This window comes from Polaromonas sp. (genome assembly GCF_035638815.1).
Classification (GTDB): domain Bacteria; phylum Pseudomonadota; class Gammaproteobacteria; order Burkholderiales; family Burkholderiaceae_C; genus Polaromonas.
On record NZ_DASQZG010000008.1, the window covers coordinates 23,833 to 40,538 of the forward strand.

A 16,706-nucleotide genomic window follows, 5' to 3' on the forward strand; every position below is an offset into this window, starting at 1 on the left:
CCTGGACACCGCCGCGGGCCGCATGTGCGGGTCGCCGTGCCCACCCTACAGGTTCTTCAAAATGATGATGATTCGAACTCTCCTCGCAGCACTTGCATTACTCCTGGCGGCTGGAGCCCACGCGCTTACGCCGGACGAGGCCAGAGGCATGGCGCTGGGTGAAACTGAAGCGCGGGTCGAAGCGCTGAACAAAGCCTCCGCCAACTCCGACGAAAAAACCGCCGCCTTTATCCAGGCGCTGGCCGACGATGCCGTCAAGACCGCTGGCGACAAGGTATTTGTCATCAAGGACGACAAGGGTTTTGACCCCGCCACCGGCGCAGAGCTGAAGGTGCCCGACGACGCCGAAGACGTGATCAACAACAACATGATGCGCGGCGAGCTGGACACTGCCCTTGCGGCACTCAAGCTGTTATCCAAAGACGCAAAAGTCAGGGCAGATGCGATCAAGGTGCTGGCCACTGGCAGCGACGAGTCACGCTTGCCCCTGATTGAAAAAGCCTACGCGGCAGAAAGTGTGCCCGCGCTGAAGGACCAACTGGAGATGGTGCGGGCCACCATCTTGCTGGGCAGCAGTGACAAAACCAAACGGCTGGAAGCAGCTGCGCGCCTGGCCGGTAGCAACAACCCGATCAGCAAGACCGTGCTGATTGCGCGTCTGGGCGAGGAGACAGACACGGAAGTCAAGAGCGCGTTGCAGACCTCGCTGCGCAAGGTCGAATCTGCGCTGGCCTGGGGTGACAAACTCGGTGCTGTGTTCAGCGGCATCAGCCTGGGCAGCATCCTGCTGCTGGTGGCGCTGGGACTAGCCATTACTTACGGCTTGATGGGCGTCATCAACATGGCGCATGGCGAGCTGATGATGATTGGTGCCTATGCCACCTATGTGGTGCAGGGTCTGTTTCAGAAGTACCTACCGGGATTTTTTGATTGGTATCTGCTGGCCGCCGTGCCGGTGGCCTTCATGGCGTCGGCCTTGATGGGCGCCGCGCTGGAGCGTGGCGTGATTCGTTTCCTTTACGGCCGGCCACTCGAAACCCTGCTGGCGACCTGGGGCATCAGCCTGATGTTGCAGCAACTGGTGCGCTCGATTTTCGGCGCACAAAATGTGGGTGTCGAAAACCCGGTGTGGATGAGTGGCGGCGTGCAGGTACTGGGCAATTTGTCTTTGCCTTACAACCGCTTGGTCATCATCGGTTTTGCCATTGCCGTCCTGCTGGGCATGGCCTGGCTGATCAGCAAAACAAGGCTGGGTCTGTTTGTGCGCGGCGTCACGCAAAACCGGCCGATTGCCTCCTGCATGGGCGTGAACACGGCGAGAGTGGACACCTACGCGTTCGCTCTCGGCTCGGGCATTGCAGGTCTGGCCGGTTGCGCGCTGAGCCAGGTCGGCAACGTGGGCCCGGACTTGGGTCAGGGCTACATCGTCGATGCTTTCATGGTGGTGGTGCTGGGCGGCGTGGGCCAACTGGCCGGCACTGTTTATGCGGCCATGGGCCTGGGCATCTTGAACAAATTTCTGGAAGGCTGGACCGGCGCAGTGCTGGCCAAGATTGCGGTGCTGGTCCTCATCATCATCTTCATCCAGAAGCGGCCGCAAGGTATTTTTGCGATGAAGGGCCGCTCGGCGGAGGCATGATCATGAGTACACCAATTTCCTCCGTGGTTCTCCCATCCAAAGGACCTCTGTTTACGCGTGCCGGATTGAGCGCCTTTATCGTTGCGCTGCTGCTTGTGTGTGCGCTGGCCCCTGCGCTCAACTTGCTGGTTCCCGAGACCAGCATGTTCCATATGAGCACTTACGCCGTGGCTCTGGTCGGCAAGATCATGTGTTACGCCATCGTGGCACTGGCCATGGATTTGATCTGGGGCTATACCGGCATCTTGTCGCTGGGGCACGGTCTCTTTTTTGCGCTGGGTGGGTACGCCATGGGTATGTACCTGATGCGCCAGATCGGCCGCGATGGCAATTACAAAAGCGATCTGCCCGACTTCATGGTGTTTCTTGACTGGAAAGAGCTGCCCTGGCACTGGACCTTCAGCGACAGCTTTGTTGCAACGCTGTTTTTGATTGTGCTGGTGCCCGGCATCGTTGCTTTCGTTTTTGGCTACTTTGCCTTTCGCTCACGCATCAAAGGCGTGTACTTTTCAATCATTACCCAGGCCATGACGTTTGCAGCCATGCTTTTGTTCTTCCGCAACGAAACGGGCTTCGGCGGTAACAACGGCTTCACGGATTTCAAGCGCATTCTGGATACACCGATTGCCACGCCCAGCATGCGCATGGGTCTGTTTGTGTTGACCGGTCTCACGTTGCTCGGCTTCTTCCTGTTTGCCAAATGGCTGGTGCGCAGCAAGTTTGGCCGCGTGTTGCAGGCCATTCGCGATGCGGAAACGCGCGTCATGTTTTCCGGTTATTCGCCCCTGGGCTACAAGCTCACCATCTGGACCATCTCGGCCGTGATGTGCGGTATTGCAGGTGCACTGTACGTGCCGCAGGTCGGCATCATCAACCCGAGTGAAATGAGCCCTGCCAATTCAATCGAGATGGCGATCTGGGCCGCGGTGGGCGGGCGCGCGACGCTGATAGGCCCCATCGTTGGTGCCTTCATTGTCAACGGTGCGAAGAGCTGGCTGACGGTCGCCTATCCGGAGTACTGGCTGTACTTTTTGGGCATGCTATTTATTGCGGTCACGCTGTTTCTGCCCAACGGCGTGGTTGGCCTCCTGAAAAAACTCCGCAAGGCAGACGCCAAATGACCCCCGATCTTCTTGAGGAAGGCGCACAGCGCATTGAGCAACGCCGTGCGGCGTTGGCGGCCAACAAATCCAACACCGCATCCGGTGGGCGCAACGCAGGCATAGGCCGCATTGCCACCCCGGGTGAGGTTGATGTCACGCATGGCCGCATTTTGTATCTGGAAGATGTGAGCGTGAGCTTTGACGGCTTCAAGGCCATCAACAAACTTTCGCTCGACATCGCGCCGGGCGAGTTGCGCTGCATCATCGGCCCCAACGGCGCCGGCAAAACGACCATGATGGACATCATCACCGGAAAGACACGGCCTGACGAAGGCACAGTTTTCTTCGGCAGCACGATCGATCTTCTGCGCCACACCGAGCCGCAGATCGCCCAGCTAGGTATTGGCCGCAAGTTTCAAAAGCCCACGGTGTTTGAGCAACTCACAGTGTTTGAAAACCTGGAGCTCGCCTTGAAGACCAACAAAGGCGTGAAGTCATCGATGTTCTTCAGGCTTGACTCGATGCAAAGCGACCGGTTAGCTGAAATCCTGGTGACGATTCATCTCGCTGATAGCGTGGGCCGCATGGCGGGCAACTTGAGCCATGGGCAAAAGCAGTGGCTGGAGATTGGCATGTTACTGATGCAGGACCCCAAGCTGCTCCTGCTCGATGAGCCGGTGGCAGGCATGACTGATGAAGAAACCGCTCGCACGGCCGAGCTGTTTCTCACGCTCAAGGGCAAACACTCGCTGATGGTGGTGGAGCACGACATGAGTTTCATCAAGACGATTTCGGAAATCGTCACGGTGTTGTGTGATGGGTCGGTGCTGGCTCAGGGGACTTTGGATCAGGTCCAAGCGGATGAACGGGTGATTGAGGTTTATCTTGGGCGCTGAACTCTTTGCCGCTGGAGGTGAGCTTCTCGTCATCCCGGACTTGATCCGGGGCCCATGTTTGCTGACTACCCCTCGACATTCAGGGTGCGGTAGTTTGCCAACTAGCCGGGGGTTGCCCGGCGGCAACTTACTTTTCTTTTGCGTCGCCAAAAGAAAAGTAAGCAAAAGAAAAGGCGACCCTGCTGTCTGCGTCCCTCCGCTTCGCTGCGGGCAACCTGTGGTGCTCGGTTCAGCCGGGGTCTGGCTAAACTCGCCTTCGGCTCAAACAACGCCAGCCCTGATCCGTCTGAACCTCCGCTCCTCGGCGCATACAGAAGGGGTTTGGGAACGGAATCGGAATCGGAATCGGGATCGGGCTCCGGCAAGGACGCGCTTCGCGCGTCCCTGCCTCCCCGAATTGGGTTTTGTATTGGTTTTGCCCTTCTCCTCCAATCCCGTCGGGCTGGGCCGAGGAGCGCAGGTCAAAGCGGATCAGGGCTCGCAGCTGTCTGAGCCGAAGGCGAGTTCTGCGAGACCCCGCTTTTACCGAGCACCGCAGGTTGCCCGTAGCGAAGCGAAGGGACCCGGACCATCGGGTCGCCTTCTCTTTGCTTACTTTCTCTTGGCGAAGCAAGAGAAAGTGAGTCGCCTGCCGGGGCGAGACCCGGCTTGTCCCGCACCGCCGCAGCCGTTCGACTCCACCATAAGCCTGAGGAGAGCTATCCCATGCTAAACGTCAAAAACATCAACCAGTACTACGGCGGCTCCCACATCCTGCGCGACGTAAGTCTCGAAGCCCACCTCGGCAAGGTCACCGTATTGCTCGGCCGCAACGGCGTAGGCAAAACGACGCTGCTCAAGTCCCTGATGGGACTCGTGCCCATCAAGACTGGCAGCATTGACTTCGACGGCAAACAGATCCAGACCGCCACACCCTACGAACGAGCCAGAGCCGGCATCGGCTTTGTACCTCAAGGCCGTGAAATTTTTGCCCGACTAACAGTTGAAGAAAACCTGCGCATGGGCCTGGCCTACAAAAGTGCCAGCACACCGATCCCGGCCGAGTTGTACGAACTCTTCCCGGTGTTGAAGCAGATGCTGAACCGCCGTGGTGGTGATTTGTCTGGCGGGCAACAACAGCAGCTGGCGATTGCGCGCGCACTCGCGGCTAAGCCTAAGCTGTTGATACTTGATGAGCCAACCGAAGGTATTCAACCCAGCATCATCAAAGACATTGGCCGTGTCATCCGCATGCTGGCTGACCGTGGCGATATGGCCATTCTGCTGGTGGAGCAGTACTACGACTTTGCCGAAGAACTGGCAGACGACTACCTCGTGATGGAACGCGGGGAATTCATCGCACGGGGTCAGGGCAAAGACATGCAGGCCAACAAAGTGCGGCAGCTGGTTGCCATCTGAATTTTGTCATCCCGGAATGGGCTCGCGGAGCGTCCTTGCGGCCGCCAGTGCTACGTGCTTGCGTTTCGCAGCGTGAAGTAGAACGTGGCGCCTTCGCCCGGCGTGGAGTTTGCCCAGACTTTCCCGCCATGCCGCGTGATGATCTTGTGCACACTTGCCAGACCGATCCCGGTGCCGGAGAAATCAGCCACGAGATGCAGGCGCTGGAAGGCGTTGAACAGCTTGCTCGCATGAGCCATCTCGAACCCGACACCGTTGTCCTTGACATGAAAGACCTGTGTGCCATCAGGATCGTCTGCACAACCGACCGAAATTTCCGTGCTGGCTCGTTCACGTGTGAACTTCCAGGCGTTGTCGATCAGATGATCAATGGCCAGCTTCAGCATGGCTGGGTCCGCAGTGGCCTTCATTTCCGCCTGGACGCGGAGGGTGGCGACGCGGTCGGGGTCGCGCTGCTGGCAGGCGGCTAGCGCGGCGCCAGCAATCGCGCTGACGTCCACTGCGCTGCTCTCCAGTTGTGGGCGTGAAAGACGGGCCAGTGACGCCATGGCGTCCGACAACTCGGCGATCTTGCGCACGTTCGCCTGGATGCGCTTCAGGTAGTGGTTCTGCTGCTCGCTTGCGTCGGACTGCAACGTTCTGCCCAGCTGATCACAGAACCCGTGGATGGTGATCAGCGGCTGGCGCAGATCGTGCGCCAGTGAGTACGAGAAAGCCTGCAGTTCCTGATTGACGGTTTCAAGCTCCGCCGTGCGGACCCGCACGTGTTCTTCCAGTCCGTCATTAAGTTGTTGAATTTCCTGCTGATTTACCTGAACCTTGTTGGACGTGTCGTCCAGGGTCTTCATCAGATCGCCGATTTCGCCGCGCGGGTAGGGCGGGCCGATGCGGGCATCCAGGTTCCCGTTCCTGAGCCGGGCTGTGCCCTCCATGATCCGGCCCAGCGGGCGGCGGACTCCCAGCTCCCCAAACGCCCAGGCCAGCAGCAGTGCCAGAATCGCTGCTCCCATGACGCCCGCGAGGACGATCCGTGCGTGACGCTCCGTGTGGGCTGCCAGGTCCCGGGTAGGCACCCCCAGCGTGATCTGGATGCCCGCATCCCAAGGCTGCGGCAGTGTACCCACAGCCCAAGCCCGCTGCACGCCAGCCGGGCCAGCGAACTCAGCCGTATCGCCGTTATTCCCGTTGATGGCGAATCGGCCGAGTTCGGTACTGGCTAAAGAAACTCCTGGCGTGGGTCGGCCGACGCCTGGTCCCCCGGCGCGCGTGCTGCCCGAAGTCAGCACAACACCGGCTCGGTTAAACAGGGTGATGGCCGTATCTGAATATGGCTGCGCCGCCGCAAGCTCACGCGAGAACTGGTTTAGATCGATGGATGCAAGCAGCACGAATCGCACTTTGCCTTGTGGGTCGCGCGAGGCGTGGGCCACCTGCACCACGCCAATGCCGGTGAGACGGCCAAAGACCGCCTCCAGCGCTGGTGCCGTGGACTCCATGGCCTGCTGGAAATAGGCGCGGTCGGTCAGATTGAGCTTGCGGCCGGTGCGTAGCGAGTCGCAGTGCAAATCGCCATTCGGCTTGATCGTAAGGATGCCGGTGTATTGCGGATGCTGTTTCAGCACTTCGGCAAGGTAGGCCGAGCAGGCGTCGCGCTCATCCACGTCAAGCTTGCGGGACCGGGCAAGGCCGAACAGCAACTGGTGGGTGCCCTGAATTTTGACCCGCAGTTCATTGCTCGCGCCGCGCGCAAGGGCGGCGAGGTTGTCCTTGGCGTGGGCGATGTCATGGTCGCGTTGTTTGAACAGGAAGCCCATGGCGACCGTGGCCGGCAGCAGCGCTGCGAGCGCCACCAGCAAAATGATGCGCGCCCGCAACCCCATCACCACGGCTGGTGACGTCATGGCGGTGGCAGAGCGCCCGGCACGCGTGCGCACTTGCGTTGAGGGGCGTTTGTGGAGAAGAGCATGATCCAGTGTGCGCCAATTTCGCGCACTATAGAACGAATTTTCCGGGGCAGCTTGGGCTTTGTCAAAGCGATGCCGAAATTGTTGTGGTTCAGACGGTACGCTGCAGGACGACACCACAAGACCGTTATTCCGGGCCTGACCCCTCAGCCCACGCGGGTCGTGCTGGAAAGCCGCCTATCTGACGTGGATCCCGGCTCAGGTACGGGATGTCAAGTCCACTCACTTCGTCCTGAAAATAATCTCTTTCATGCGCTGAAGCTTGGGTGCCACCACCGGCACTGTCAGCATGGTGCTGGCAACCGCCATCAGCAACAGGGCGGTGAAGGTTTCGTTCGTGATGATCTGTTTATCTAGCAGGATATTGACAAAAATAATCATGATCAGGCCCTTGGTCTGTAGCAGCCAACCCATGATGGAGCTCTCACCCGGGGCCCACTTCAGCATCCGGCCTGCAATGTGCGTTCCAATCAGTTTGCCGCCGACCGAGGCCACCAGCAAGACCGCAGCGGCCACAAACACAGCTTCGCCGCCTACTGACCAGTTGGTGCGCAAACCCGTACTCAGGAAAAACACGGGCATCAGCACCAGGAGGACGTTGTGCCGCAACTGATCCATATGATCCTGGTTGAACCATTCGCCGTCCATGATGACGCCAGCCAGGAAAGCACCCACCATGTAGTGCAGGCCCGCCCAGTCAGCACCAAAAGCGCAGATGATCAGCCAGATGAGACCCACATACCACCGATCACGCTCCGGCAGCCAGACCATCAATTTGCGGAAGAGGTAGCTGAAGACTGCGAACGCCGCAAGAAAACCGGCTTGCCGGCCAACGCGCTCCCAGTCCATCAGAATCAGGGCGAGCACTCCCCAGATGGCGATGTCGTCCAGGCTGGCGTAGCGCAGCATGCGCTGACCAATGGGCTGGCGCAGGATGGAGAGTTTTTCCATCAGCAAGATCAGGATGGGCAAGGCGGTCACAGCGCAGGCCATGCCTACCCCTGCCACAAACTGCCAGCGCATGCCCTGCGGGCCCACCCAGCCGTCGAACATCAACATGCCCCCCGCCACCGCACACCCCGCCAGCAGCGGTGTGCCCAGCGCCAGGCCAGCGGTGATGCTGCTTTCACGCCGATGGGTCCAGGTTTTTTTCAGATCGAGCTCGATGCCCGCAATCCACACAAACACCATGACGGCCCACCAGGCGACGCCGTTCAGCGACTGCACCACCGGTGCGCTGAACACAAAGGCGTAGTAGTCCGGGTACACCTTGCCGAGGATGCCAGGGCCCAGCAGGATGCCTGCAATGATTTGCACCACCACCAGAGGCGCGTAATAGTCGGTCTTGAAAACCCGCCAGATCAGGTAGGGAGCGGTGAAGATGATCGCCATGGCGATCAAATAAATTTCGGTGGTGGTCATGGCGGAGTGCATAGCGGCCCAATGTGCTTTTCAAGACAGGGCAAATACACCGGCGTGGCCGGTTTGCCAAGAGCGCGAATTATGCAGTACGCAGCGGGCCATGAGCGGACCGCTCGCTGAAACCGTCCAGCAGGCGCGGACGGTGTACAGGCTAGCGGCGCGCTGCCAGATACAGCGGCATCACCGTTGGCAGCAAGGACTGAATTTGCTGGACGCGGCTGCTGTCGCTGGGGTGGCTGCTGAGGAAGCCACCGCCCCCCGCGCTTCCGGCACTGGCCATTTTTTGCCAAAGACTCACACCGGCTTGCGGGTTATAGCCAGCCCGCGCCATCAGTTCTAGGCCAATGCGGTCAGACTCATTTTCATGCGAGCGGCTGAACTGTGTGGCCACAAGCGCCTCATAGGCCGCGCCCGTCAACTGGGTAGTGCCGCCGCCCAGCCCCAGGAGCTGCGTGCCGATGCCAATGGCTGTCTGGGCCGCAGCGGCCTGGGACACCTGTTCGCGCGAATGCTCGCGCAATGCGTGGGCGATTTCGTGGCCCATCACCACCGCTATTTCGTCGTCGCTCAGGTTGAGTTTGCGAATCAATCCGGTATAGAACATGATTTTTCCGCCGGGCATGCAAAAGGCATTGACCTGTTCGCTGTTGATCAGGTTGACTTCCCACTGCCAGCGCGGCGCATCCGCCCGGAAGACGGCAGTCTGTGGCTGTATGCGGGCTGCAATGGCGCGTACGCGGGCCAACATGGCTGCGTCGGTGTTAAGCGCTCCTTTGGCTGCTGCATCGGCCTTTAGCTTGTTATAGCTCTGCACGGCCATCTGGTCGAGCTGGGCTGAAGACACAAGCAACAACTGTGATCGCGACGCACCAACGGAACCGCTTTCCGTGGTACTTGAGCAAGCGGTGATCAAAAGGGTCAAAGCCAGAGCGACGGGGGTCAGGTATTGTTTCATGCGTGTCTCGTGATTGTTGGTTTTGCAGGATGTACGGGGTTAATGATGCCCCTTATTGTCTGTCGGCTCGCTGCTGCAGGGGTAGGACGGGGCAAAGCAAAACTGTAGGGTTGTTTCAATTCTTTGAGGCGCACAAAGCGCATTTCTCCCACACGCGATCAGGCTGGATTCCTCCGTCATGCTTTTTCTCGGGGGCGCACCATAGACATCTAACTTCACTTCTGGATTCACCATGAGCATTCTCAGCAAAATATTTGCCAAAATTTTCCCTTCAGCCCACGCTGCAACACCTCCCGCAGCCACCGCAGACGGTTCGCTGTCCACAGCGGATGCTGCAGCGGCGACGGCTGCATCCGATGCAGCAGCGCGCGCCGCCGCTACGGCAGGGGCCGGCAGTGCGTCCATGGCCGATGTGGATGTGGAGGCCTTGTTGAATGACATGGCAAGCAACAACCCTGAAAAGCTTAACTGGAAAACTTCCATCGTTGACCTGATGAAACTGCTCAAACTGGACAGCAGTCTGGGTGAACGCAAAGAGCTGGCGAACGAGCTGGGCTACACCGGCGACATGAGCGACAGCGCTTCCATGAACATCTGGCTGCACAAACAGGTGATGAAAAAGCTGGCTGCCAATGGCGGCAAGGTTCCCGCGGAACTGCAAGATTGAGTCTGAGGGGAGGCATTTGCTTCCCCATGCCCTCCGGGTTTTATGTTTCGCCTACGCCCGCCGGGACCGTTAGACGGTCGACGGAGGGAAAACAGGACTTTGAGGTCCTGCTGTATTCCCGTATCCTCCCCGCATGCAACTCATCCTGCGGGCGTTTTGGGCGTATCTTTTTGCTTTGATGTTGTCAGCTGGAATGGCTGCAGCGCAGGGCCCGGTTCCTCAGCCACTGCACTCAGCGCGAGCTGGAGTGCTTGATCTCGAAGCGTGGAATTTTGAGCGGGACGGTAGCGTTCGCCTCTCTGGCGAATGGGCTTTCAATTGGCAGATATTTGAGCCGCCTCGAGGGTTGGCTGCGGGGCGGGCAACCAGCCATGTCCTTGAAGTTCCAGGCGCATGGCACGGCTACCCGGTCGGGAGCGCGGTTTTGGGCTCCGACGGATTCGGCACCTACCACCTTCAGATCAAGTGTAAAAATGCCGAGGCATTAAGTCTTTTTATTCCCAACCAGCACAGCGCCATGCGCTTGTATGTCAACGGCCAGGAGGTTGCTCATCAAGGCGCCCCAGGTATTGACGGTGGTAAAACCCGCGCCGCTATCGGCCAGCAGTATGTCGCCCTGGGGGTGCCGTCCTGTCCCATGCAGATCACGGCCCACGTCTCCAATTTTCAGCACCGTCGGGGCGGCATGGTCAGGGCAATGGAGCTTGGCACTGCGGCGCACATGCAAAACCGCCGCGAGTGGGGACTGATCCGCGATGCCGCAGCATTGACCGGCGTCGTCCTGATGGGGGTTTTGCCCATTCTGTTTTTCTTGTGGCGGCGCCGCGAGCGAGCACCACTCTATCTAGGGCTGTACTGTCTTTCAACGGGGGTGGTCATCGCGCTGTCAGGCGAGCGATTGCTGCTGCCAGTGGTTGGACCATGGGGTTGGGATGCCTATCTCAAAGTCTTGTTCGTCAACTACTGCGCCGGGACCGCTTTGTTTGCCTTGTTCGTCCATTCGCTGTTTCCGATCGAGTTCCGGGAATTGCCGAAACGGGTCATCCAGCTGATTGCGGTAACCGCGATAGTCGGTGTACTTTTGACCCCGGCACGTACCTTCACGCTGATGGTTCCCGGTCTGATCGCTGGCGTGGCGCTCGTCGGCATCTATCTCGCGTATGTTCTGGCGGTGGCTTGGGCGAAAGGCCGACGCAGTGCGCTGGTCCTCCTGGGTGGGCTGGCGGCCATGACGGTTGCAGTGGCCCATGACGTCGCATATTTCAGAACGCTTCAGGCGGGCTACTGGACCCCCTTTGGCTTCCTTATTTTTGCACTTGCGCCGGGTATTACCCTGGCGCGGCGCATGTCCCGCGCGCTTGCGGCCGAAGAGCTTCGTTCCATTGAACAGCGTGAGCGTACCAATTTGCTGGTTCGGGCCACCAAAGCAGGAGTATTGGACTGGGACGCCATTTCCGACGTTGTCAACTATTCAGATCGGTACAAGGAAATGCTCGGGTATCCCGCCGATACGCCTGCGTCGGGACTGCCGCCATTTTTTGATCTTGTCCACCCAGATGAAAGAGACCGTGTCCGCCAGAGTTTTGTAGACGAGTTGCGTGACAGAAGCGCCTGGAGCACAACGCGCCATCACCGGGCACTCGATTACCGCATGTGCCGGGCCGACGGAGGTGACATCTGGGTACATGCTGAGGGCATAGCGCTCATCGGTGCGGATGGCAGGACCCTGCGGTTCATCTGTACATATATTGACATCAGTGACAGCAAGCGCCATGAAATGGCGCTCTCCAATCATGCCAAGTTCATTGCTGACCTGTTTGACACCGTCCCTGTCGGCATGGCCCTGCGGGACACTGAAAGCCGCTATCTCTTTGTCAACAAGACCTGGGAGCAGTACGTTGGCGTCAAGCGCGAGGATGTGATTTGGCAAGACCCTGCGCGAGCGCGCGCCCCCCAACGAGGTTCAGCTTATCGAGGCTCTGGACCGCGCCGCCATGGCGCTGGGGCCGGGCGCCACACTGGGGCCGCGTGAGAACACGTTCAGGGGCCGGCGATATTCCCAATCGCGTACGGTGATGGCGGATGCGGAGGGCAAGATCATCGGCGTGTTGATTGCAAGCATCGACATGCACGAAAAACATCTGGCGGAGCAGGCGCTTGCTGTAGAGCGGGACCGCTTGCAACTGCTGGTGCGGGCTACCAAGGCCGGTTTTGGCGACTGGGACGCACAGAAGGATGTGGTGACCTACTCGAGGCGCTTCAAGGAGATGCTGGGTTATCCGGGGGAAGAGGATACTTCCCGATGGCCCAGTCTTTTTGACATGATGCATCCCGATGACCGCGAGGCGTCCCGCGAGCAGTTTCGCAAAATGATCTCGCGCAAGAAAAACCCGGGAACGGAACAGGAACCGGGAGCGCCAATGGCCTACCGTTTGCGCCGGGCTGACGGCAGCTACATCTGGATCCACGCTGAAGGCATTTCGCAAGTGGACGATGAGGGTCGTACCCAACGCTTTATCACCTCGTTTCTGGACGTCACGGCGTTTCACGAGCAGGAGGAGGCGCTGCGTGCCCAGGTGGAACTGACGCGGACCGAGCAGCGCCGTCTGGACCTGGTTGTGCGTGGTGCACGGGTTGGAATTGTTGATTGGGACGGGAAAACGCACGAGACCTACTACTCGCCTCGTTTCCGGGAAATTCGCGGATACCCGCCTGACACCGATACCACCGATTGGCCCGACTATTTCAAGGTCATGATTCATCCCGACGATCAGGAGCGCATCACGCGTCGGTGGGTCGCTTTTATCAAGGGCAAAGGGCCGGAGGGCCCTCGTGGCGAGTTCTATTCGCCGGACGAATACCGTGTGATGCGGGCGGACGGAAGTTCCGCGTGGGTGCAGGTCAGCGGGATAGCCGTGCGCGACGAGGCCGGGTTTGCGGTGCGCTGGATCGCCGCCATCATCGACCTCAGTGAGCGCCGGGCTCAGGAGGAAGCCCTGTTGGCATCCCACGCCCAGCTGGCCGACCGCATGAAATTTGTCAATGATCTGGTTGACGCGTTGCCGCTGGCGTTGTCCATGCGCGACCCGGCCGGCCGTTACGTCTTTGCCAACCGGACCTGGGAGCGCTACTACGGCCAGCGTCGGGAAGATGCCATTGGACATGGCGCCGCGGAGGCGTTTGAGCTGAACGAAGCACAGCGCGTCGAAGCGCTGGATGCTGCGGCACTGAAACAGGGCACAGATGGGCCCCTCTACACCGAAGACGTTCACTTTGAGGGCCGCGAGTACACCGAAATGCGCACGGTCATGTTGAATGCCCGTGACGAAGCTGTGGGCGTGGTTGTGGCCACGCAGGATGTGACTGAACGGCGGCGTATCGAGCGAGCCCTGGCCACGGAACAAAAACGCATTGAGCTGGTTGTGCGGGCGGCCAAGGCGGGCATTGTTGACTTTGATGCGATCGCTCGCACCGGTTATTACTCGCCGCGGCTGCGCGAGATTCTTGGTCACGCCCCCGACGCTGACACCTCAGCGTGGCCGGATTATTTCGACATGATTCACCCTGACGACAAGGGTCGCGTGGCGAGTGAGTTCCGAAAACACATCGTTGCAAAACGCGAGCCAGGTGCCATGGCCTACCACGACCGCATTGACTATCGCCTCAAGCGTGCGGATGCTTCTTGGGTGTGGGTACAGGGCATGGGCGTGTCCATTACCAATGAAAAAGGCCTCACCGCCCAGTTCATAGCCTCCATCACCGACATCAGCGAACGGCGCGAGCAGGATGAAATGTTGCGCGCGCAGGCCATGCTGCTGGAGGAGCAAAACGAGGCACTCAAGGAAAACGTGAGGTTACGGGAAGAGGTCGAGCGCATAGCACGGCATGACATCAAGACACCTCTGAACAGCATCATCGCCGTTCCCCGGCTGCTGCGCGAGGAGAGGCAACTCACGCGCGAGGCCGACGAGTTGCTTGGCATCGTGGAGCGTGCGGGTTATCGCATTTTGAGCATGGTGAACCTGTCGCTGGACCTGTACAAAATGGAGCAGGGCGGCTATATCTTCCGGCCCGACGCTGTGGATCTTGTGGATCTTTTTGACAAGGTGGCGGTGGACATTCACAGTCATGCCGCTTCCAAAAACGTAAGCCTCCGAATCAAGTCAAGCGCCACCCGGGCTTGCGCCTGGGCGGAGGAGTTGCTGTGTTATTCACTGATTGCCAACCTGCTCAAGAATGCCGTTGAAGCCTCGCCCGAGGGCGCCGTCGTTACGGCCTCGATTGAAGCAATCGAGGAAAGCGGCAAAGTCGCGCTGCATATCCACAACGTGGGCATGGTGCCTGAGGCAGTCCGTGGTGCATTTTTTGTCAAGTACGCAACGGCGGGCAAAGCCAGCGGGACAGGTTTGGGGACATATTCGGCGCGGCTCATGGCGCGCGTGCAGGACGGCGACGTGACCATGCAGACCTCGGCATCTGAGGGCACCACCTTGTCGGTCACATTGCGCGCAGCACCAGTCGGCAAGGTCCCCGCGATTCTCCGGCATGCCAGCGAAAGGCGTGATCACCCGCAGCCCTTGGGCATGGGCAGTTTGCCCGCTTCGACAGTGTTGCTGGTGGATGATGACGAATTTAATCTGCTGATTGTTCGGCGTTTCCTGCCTACACCACCGTTGAAGGTGTTCACTGCCTTCAACGGCCGCGTGGCGCTGGAGGTAGCGCTGGAGGAAAAACCGGACGTGGTATTCATGGATCTGGACATGCCCATCATGGGCGGGCTGGAGGCAATTGGAAAACTGCGTCAACAGGAAGTTGCGAATGGAATGCCCCGATGTTTTGCGGTGGTGTTGTCCTCGCATGATGATGACGAAACGCGAACACGATGCCTGGCCTCTGGCTTTGATCATTACCTGACCAAACCGGTCACGCGCGACCTGATTCAGAAGACCCTGCGTGACCATGGGCGCAAAGCCAATGTTGAAGCGGCGCCAAGGGAGGACGCGAGTTCGGAAACCGCACCGGCCACTGTCGAGGTTGACCCGGATCTGGCCAGTCTGATGACGGACTTTTTGCTTTCGCGACGGCAATTACTGGACTCTATGGACCAAGCCGCTATGGCGGGAGACAGGGAGGAACTGCGGCGCGCGGCGCATCAACTGGCGGGTAGCCTCGCTGTCTATGGTTTCCAGTGGGCAGCCGGCGTCGGCAAGACCATCGAGCGTGGGGCCTCGAGCCTGACCCCCGACAAGGCGCAGGAGCTGATACAAAGCGTGCGGGTTCATCTCGAGACCGTCAAGCTTGTGGTCCCCGGCGACGAAACCTGAGCACGGTATGCGGTAATAATTTGGTGTGCACAGGCTGATTCTTTCCGCGGCCTGTTCCGGCCCCCTTTTGGAGAAACTGCCATGGCATCGAGTAAAAAAATCCTTGTGATCGACGACGACCAATCGATCGTGGCCTACCTGGAGGCCAAACTGGCCGAGCACTATCACCTGGTGAGCACGACCGATCCGCACAAGGCGCTAAAGCTCGCGAAGACCGAGCGTCCCGATCTTGTTCTTTGCGATATTGACATGCCCGGAATGGGTGGCGGTGATGTGGTTGCAGCGCTGTCAGAAGACCCCGAGACAGCGGGTATCCCGGTCCTCTACCTTACGGCGCTGGTTTCGCCGGAAGAAGCACGCGACATGGGTGGTAACGTGGGGGGCCGACCAGGCGTCGCGAAGAGGGCGCCCATTGCAGAGCTGCGCCAGCGCATTGACGAGCTAATCGCCGGCTGAGTGATCACGCCGACCAGATGCGCGGGCTGGGCGCCGATTGATCCCAGAAATGCTGCCGCCAGATTTTCCAGACCTGCCTGAGCAGGTTCATGGCTGGTTCAACCAGCGGCGCCAGCACCCGCACCAGCACCACTTGCGCGTCGGGGCTGGTAGCACCCGCAAAAGTGCTCAAGGGGTGAGACGCCATCACTTGCCGTGCAAGGTCCAGCGCCATCTGCCTGCGCCCGCGTTCCAGCTTGCTTCCGCTCACAAAAAATAGGGTGGCTATGCAGCGCTGGCCTGCCAGGCCCAGCGGGCTGTCGAGCAGCAAGCTGTCATCAGCACGGATGCGCGCGCGCTCCAGCCACACACCCGGCAGCTCAATGTGCTGGCAAAAACTCCCATCCACAAACGGCTGGCCGGCGCCGGGAAGGCCGAGCGCCGTGACATCCCAGCCCATTAGTTCAGCGCCGGGTGCAAGGTCCATGGTCAGATGGTTTTCAGCCAGGCAACCGCTGTAGCAAAGCGCTTCCATCGGGAGCCACTCAACGCGAGTATCGGCCTCCAGGCGGATGTGCGTGCGCTGCAGAGCGGTCTCTCCCGCTGATTGGTAAAAGCGTGTTGCACCCGGTGTGGTGATCAAGCCATGGCTTCCCGCTGCGGCGCTAACCTTGATGTCCAGTGTGTCGCCTCCGACCAGTCCTCCCGGAGGATGCACCAGCACGTTGTGGCAAACGGCATCGCCCTCCGGATAGAGGCTTTGCAAAATACGAAGTGGACCGTCATGGCGATAACGTGCGACCGTTTTGCGGGCCTGCAGGGTGTAGTCAAGTGAGAGGGTTGCATGCCAGGCCATGGGCAAAGTTTAACTGTGCATCCAGCGGGCCCGTATTTCGCGCCGGG

General features: G+C 59.6%; 12 protein-coding genes. 8 read left to right on the forward strand and 4 right to left on the reverse strand.

Features of this window, described 5'->3' with window-relative positions; all coding sequences use genetic code 11:
* Window positions 1-64 precede the first annotated feature (64 nt).
* From urtB to urtE, 4 genes are all read left to right on the forward strand, one after another.
* On the forward strand, window positions 65-1,639 hold the full coding sequence (gene urtB / locus VE934_RS03355; RefSeq protein WP_324884312.1) for an urea ABC transporter permease subunit UrtB: 1,575 nt from the start codon (window positions 65-67) through the stop codon (window positions 1,637-1,639).
* A gap of 2 nt (window positions 1,640-1,641) precedes the next feature.
* On the forward strand, window positions 1,642-2,760 hold the full coding sequence (gene urtC, locus VE934_RS03360) for an urea ABC transporter permease subunit UrtC (protein ID WP_324884314.1): 1,119 nt from the start codon (window positions 1,642-1,644) through the stop codon (window positions 2,758-2,760).
* Window positions 2,757-3,638 (forward strand): urea ABC transporter ATP-binding protein UrtD, encoded by an 882-nt coding sequence (gene urtD, locus VE934_RS03365; RefSeq protein WP_324884316.1) that lies wholly within the window; start codon window positions 2,757-2,759, stop codon window positions 3,636-3,638. The genes urtC and urtD overlap by 4 nt, the downstream gene beginning before the upstream one ends.
* A gap of 705 nt (window positions 3,639-4,343) precedes the next feature.
* Entirely contained in the window at window positions 4,344-5,036 is a 693-nt protein-coding gene (gene urtE / locus VE934_RS03370; protein ID WP_324884318.1) for an urea ABC transporter ATP-binding subunit UrtE, read from the forward strand.
* A 50-nt stretch (window positions 5,037-5,086) separates the two neighbouring features.
* Here urtE and VE934_RS03375 read toward each other — a convergent pair whose 3' ends face one another.
* The 3 genes from VE934_RS03375 to VE934_RS03385 form a co-directional block, all read right to left on the reverse strand.
* Complete coding sequence (locus tag VE934_RS03375; protein WP_324884320.1) at window positions 5,087-6,937, reverse strand: sensor histidine kinase; 1,851 nt, start codon at window positions 6,935-6,937, stop codon at window positions 5,087-5,089.
* Between the two features lie 285 nt (window positions 6,938-7,222).
* Entirely contained in the window at window positions 7,223-8,422 is a 1,200-nt protein-coding gene (locus VE934_RS03380; protein ID WP_324884322.1) for a cation:proton antiporter, read from the reverse strand.
* Window positions 8,423-8,573: 151 nt separating this feature from the next.
* Entirely contained in the window at window positions 8,574-9,377 is an 804-nt protein-coding gene (locus VE934_RS03385; protein ID WP_324884324.1) for a M48 family metallopeptidase, read from the reverse strand.
* Between the two features lie 232 nt (window positions 9,378-9,609).
* On the opposite strand from VE934_RS03385, the gene VE934_RS03390 reads away from it, so the two are divergent.
* The 4 genes from VE934_RS03390 (at window position 9,610) to VE934_RS03405 (ending at window position 15,824) form a co-directional block, all read left to right on the forward strand.
* Window positions 9,610-10,044, forward strand: a complete 435-nt coding sequence (locus VE934_RS03390) for a DUF3597 domain-containing protein (protein ID WP_324884326.1) — start codon at window positions 9,610-9,612, stop codon at window positions 10,042-10,044.
* Between the two features lie 133 nt (window positions 10,045-10,177).
* The gene (locus VE934_RS03395; protein ID WP_324884328.1) at window positions 10,178-12,076 is read left to right on the forward strand and encodes a 7TM diverse intracellular signaling domain-containing protein; all 1,899 of its coding nucleotides are present in this window, start codon (window positions 10,178-10,180) and stop codon (window positions 12,074-12,076) included.
* Window positions 12,039-15,368, forward strand: a complete 3,330-nt coding sequence (locus VE934_RS03400) for a PAS domain-containing protein (protein WP_324884330.1) — start codon at window positions 12,039-12,041, stop codon at window positions 15,366-15,368. The genes VE934_RS03395 and VE934_RS03400 overlap by 38 nt, the downstream gene beginning before the upstream one ends.
* Before the next feature lie 81 nt (window positions 15,369-15,449).
* Window positions 15,450-15,824, forward strand: coding sequence for a response regulator (locus VE934_RS03405; protein ID WP_324884332.1), 375 nt, complete (start codon window positions 15,450-15,452; stop codon window positions 15,822-15,824).
* A 4-nt stretch (window positions 15,825-15,828) separates the two neighbouring features.
* Here the strand turns inward: VE934_RS03405 and VE934_RS03410 are convergent, their stop codons facing one another.
* Window positions 15,829-16,659, reverse strand: coding sequence for an urease accessory protein UreD (locus VE934_RS03410; RefSeq protein WP_324884334.1), 831 nt, complete (start codon window positions 16,657-16,659; stop codon window positions 15,829-15,831).
* Between the last annotated feature and the right edge of the window lie 47 nt (window positions 16,660-16,706).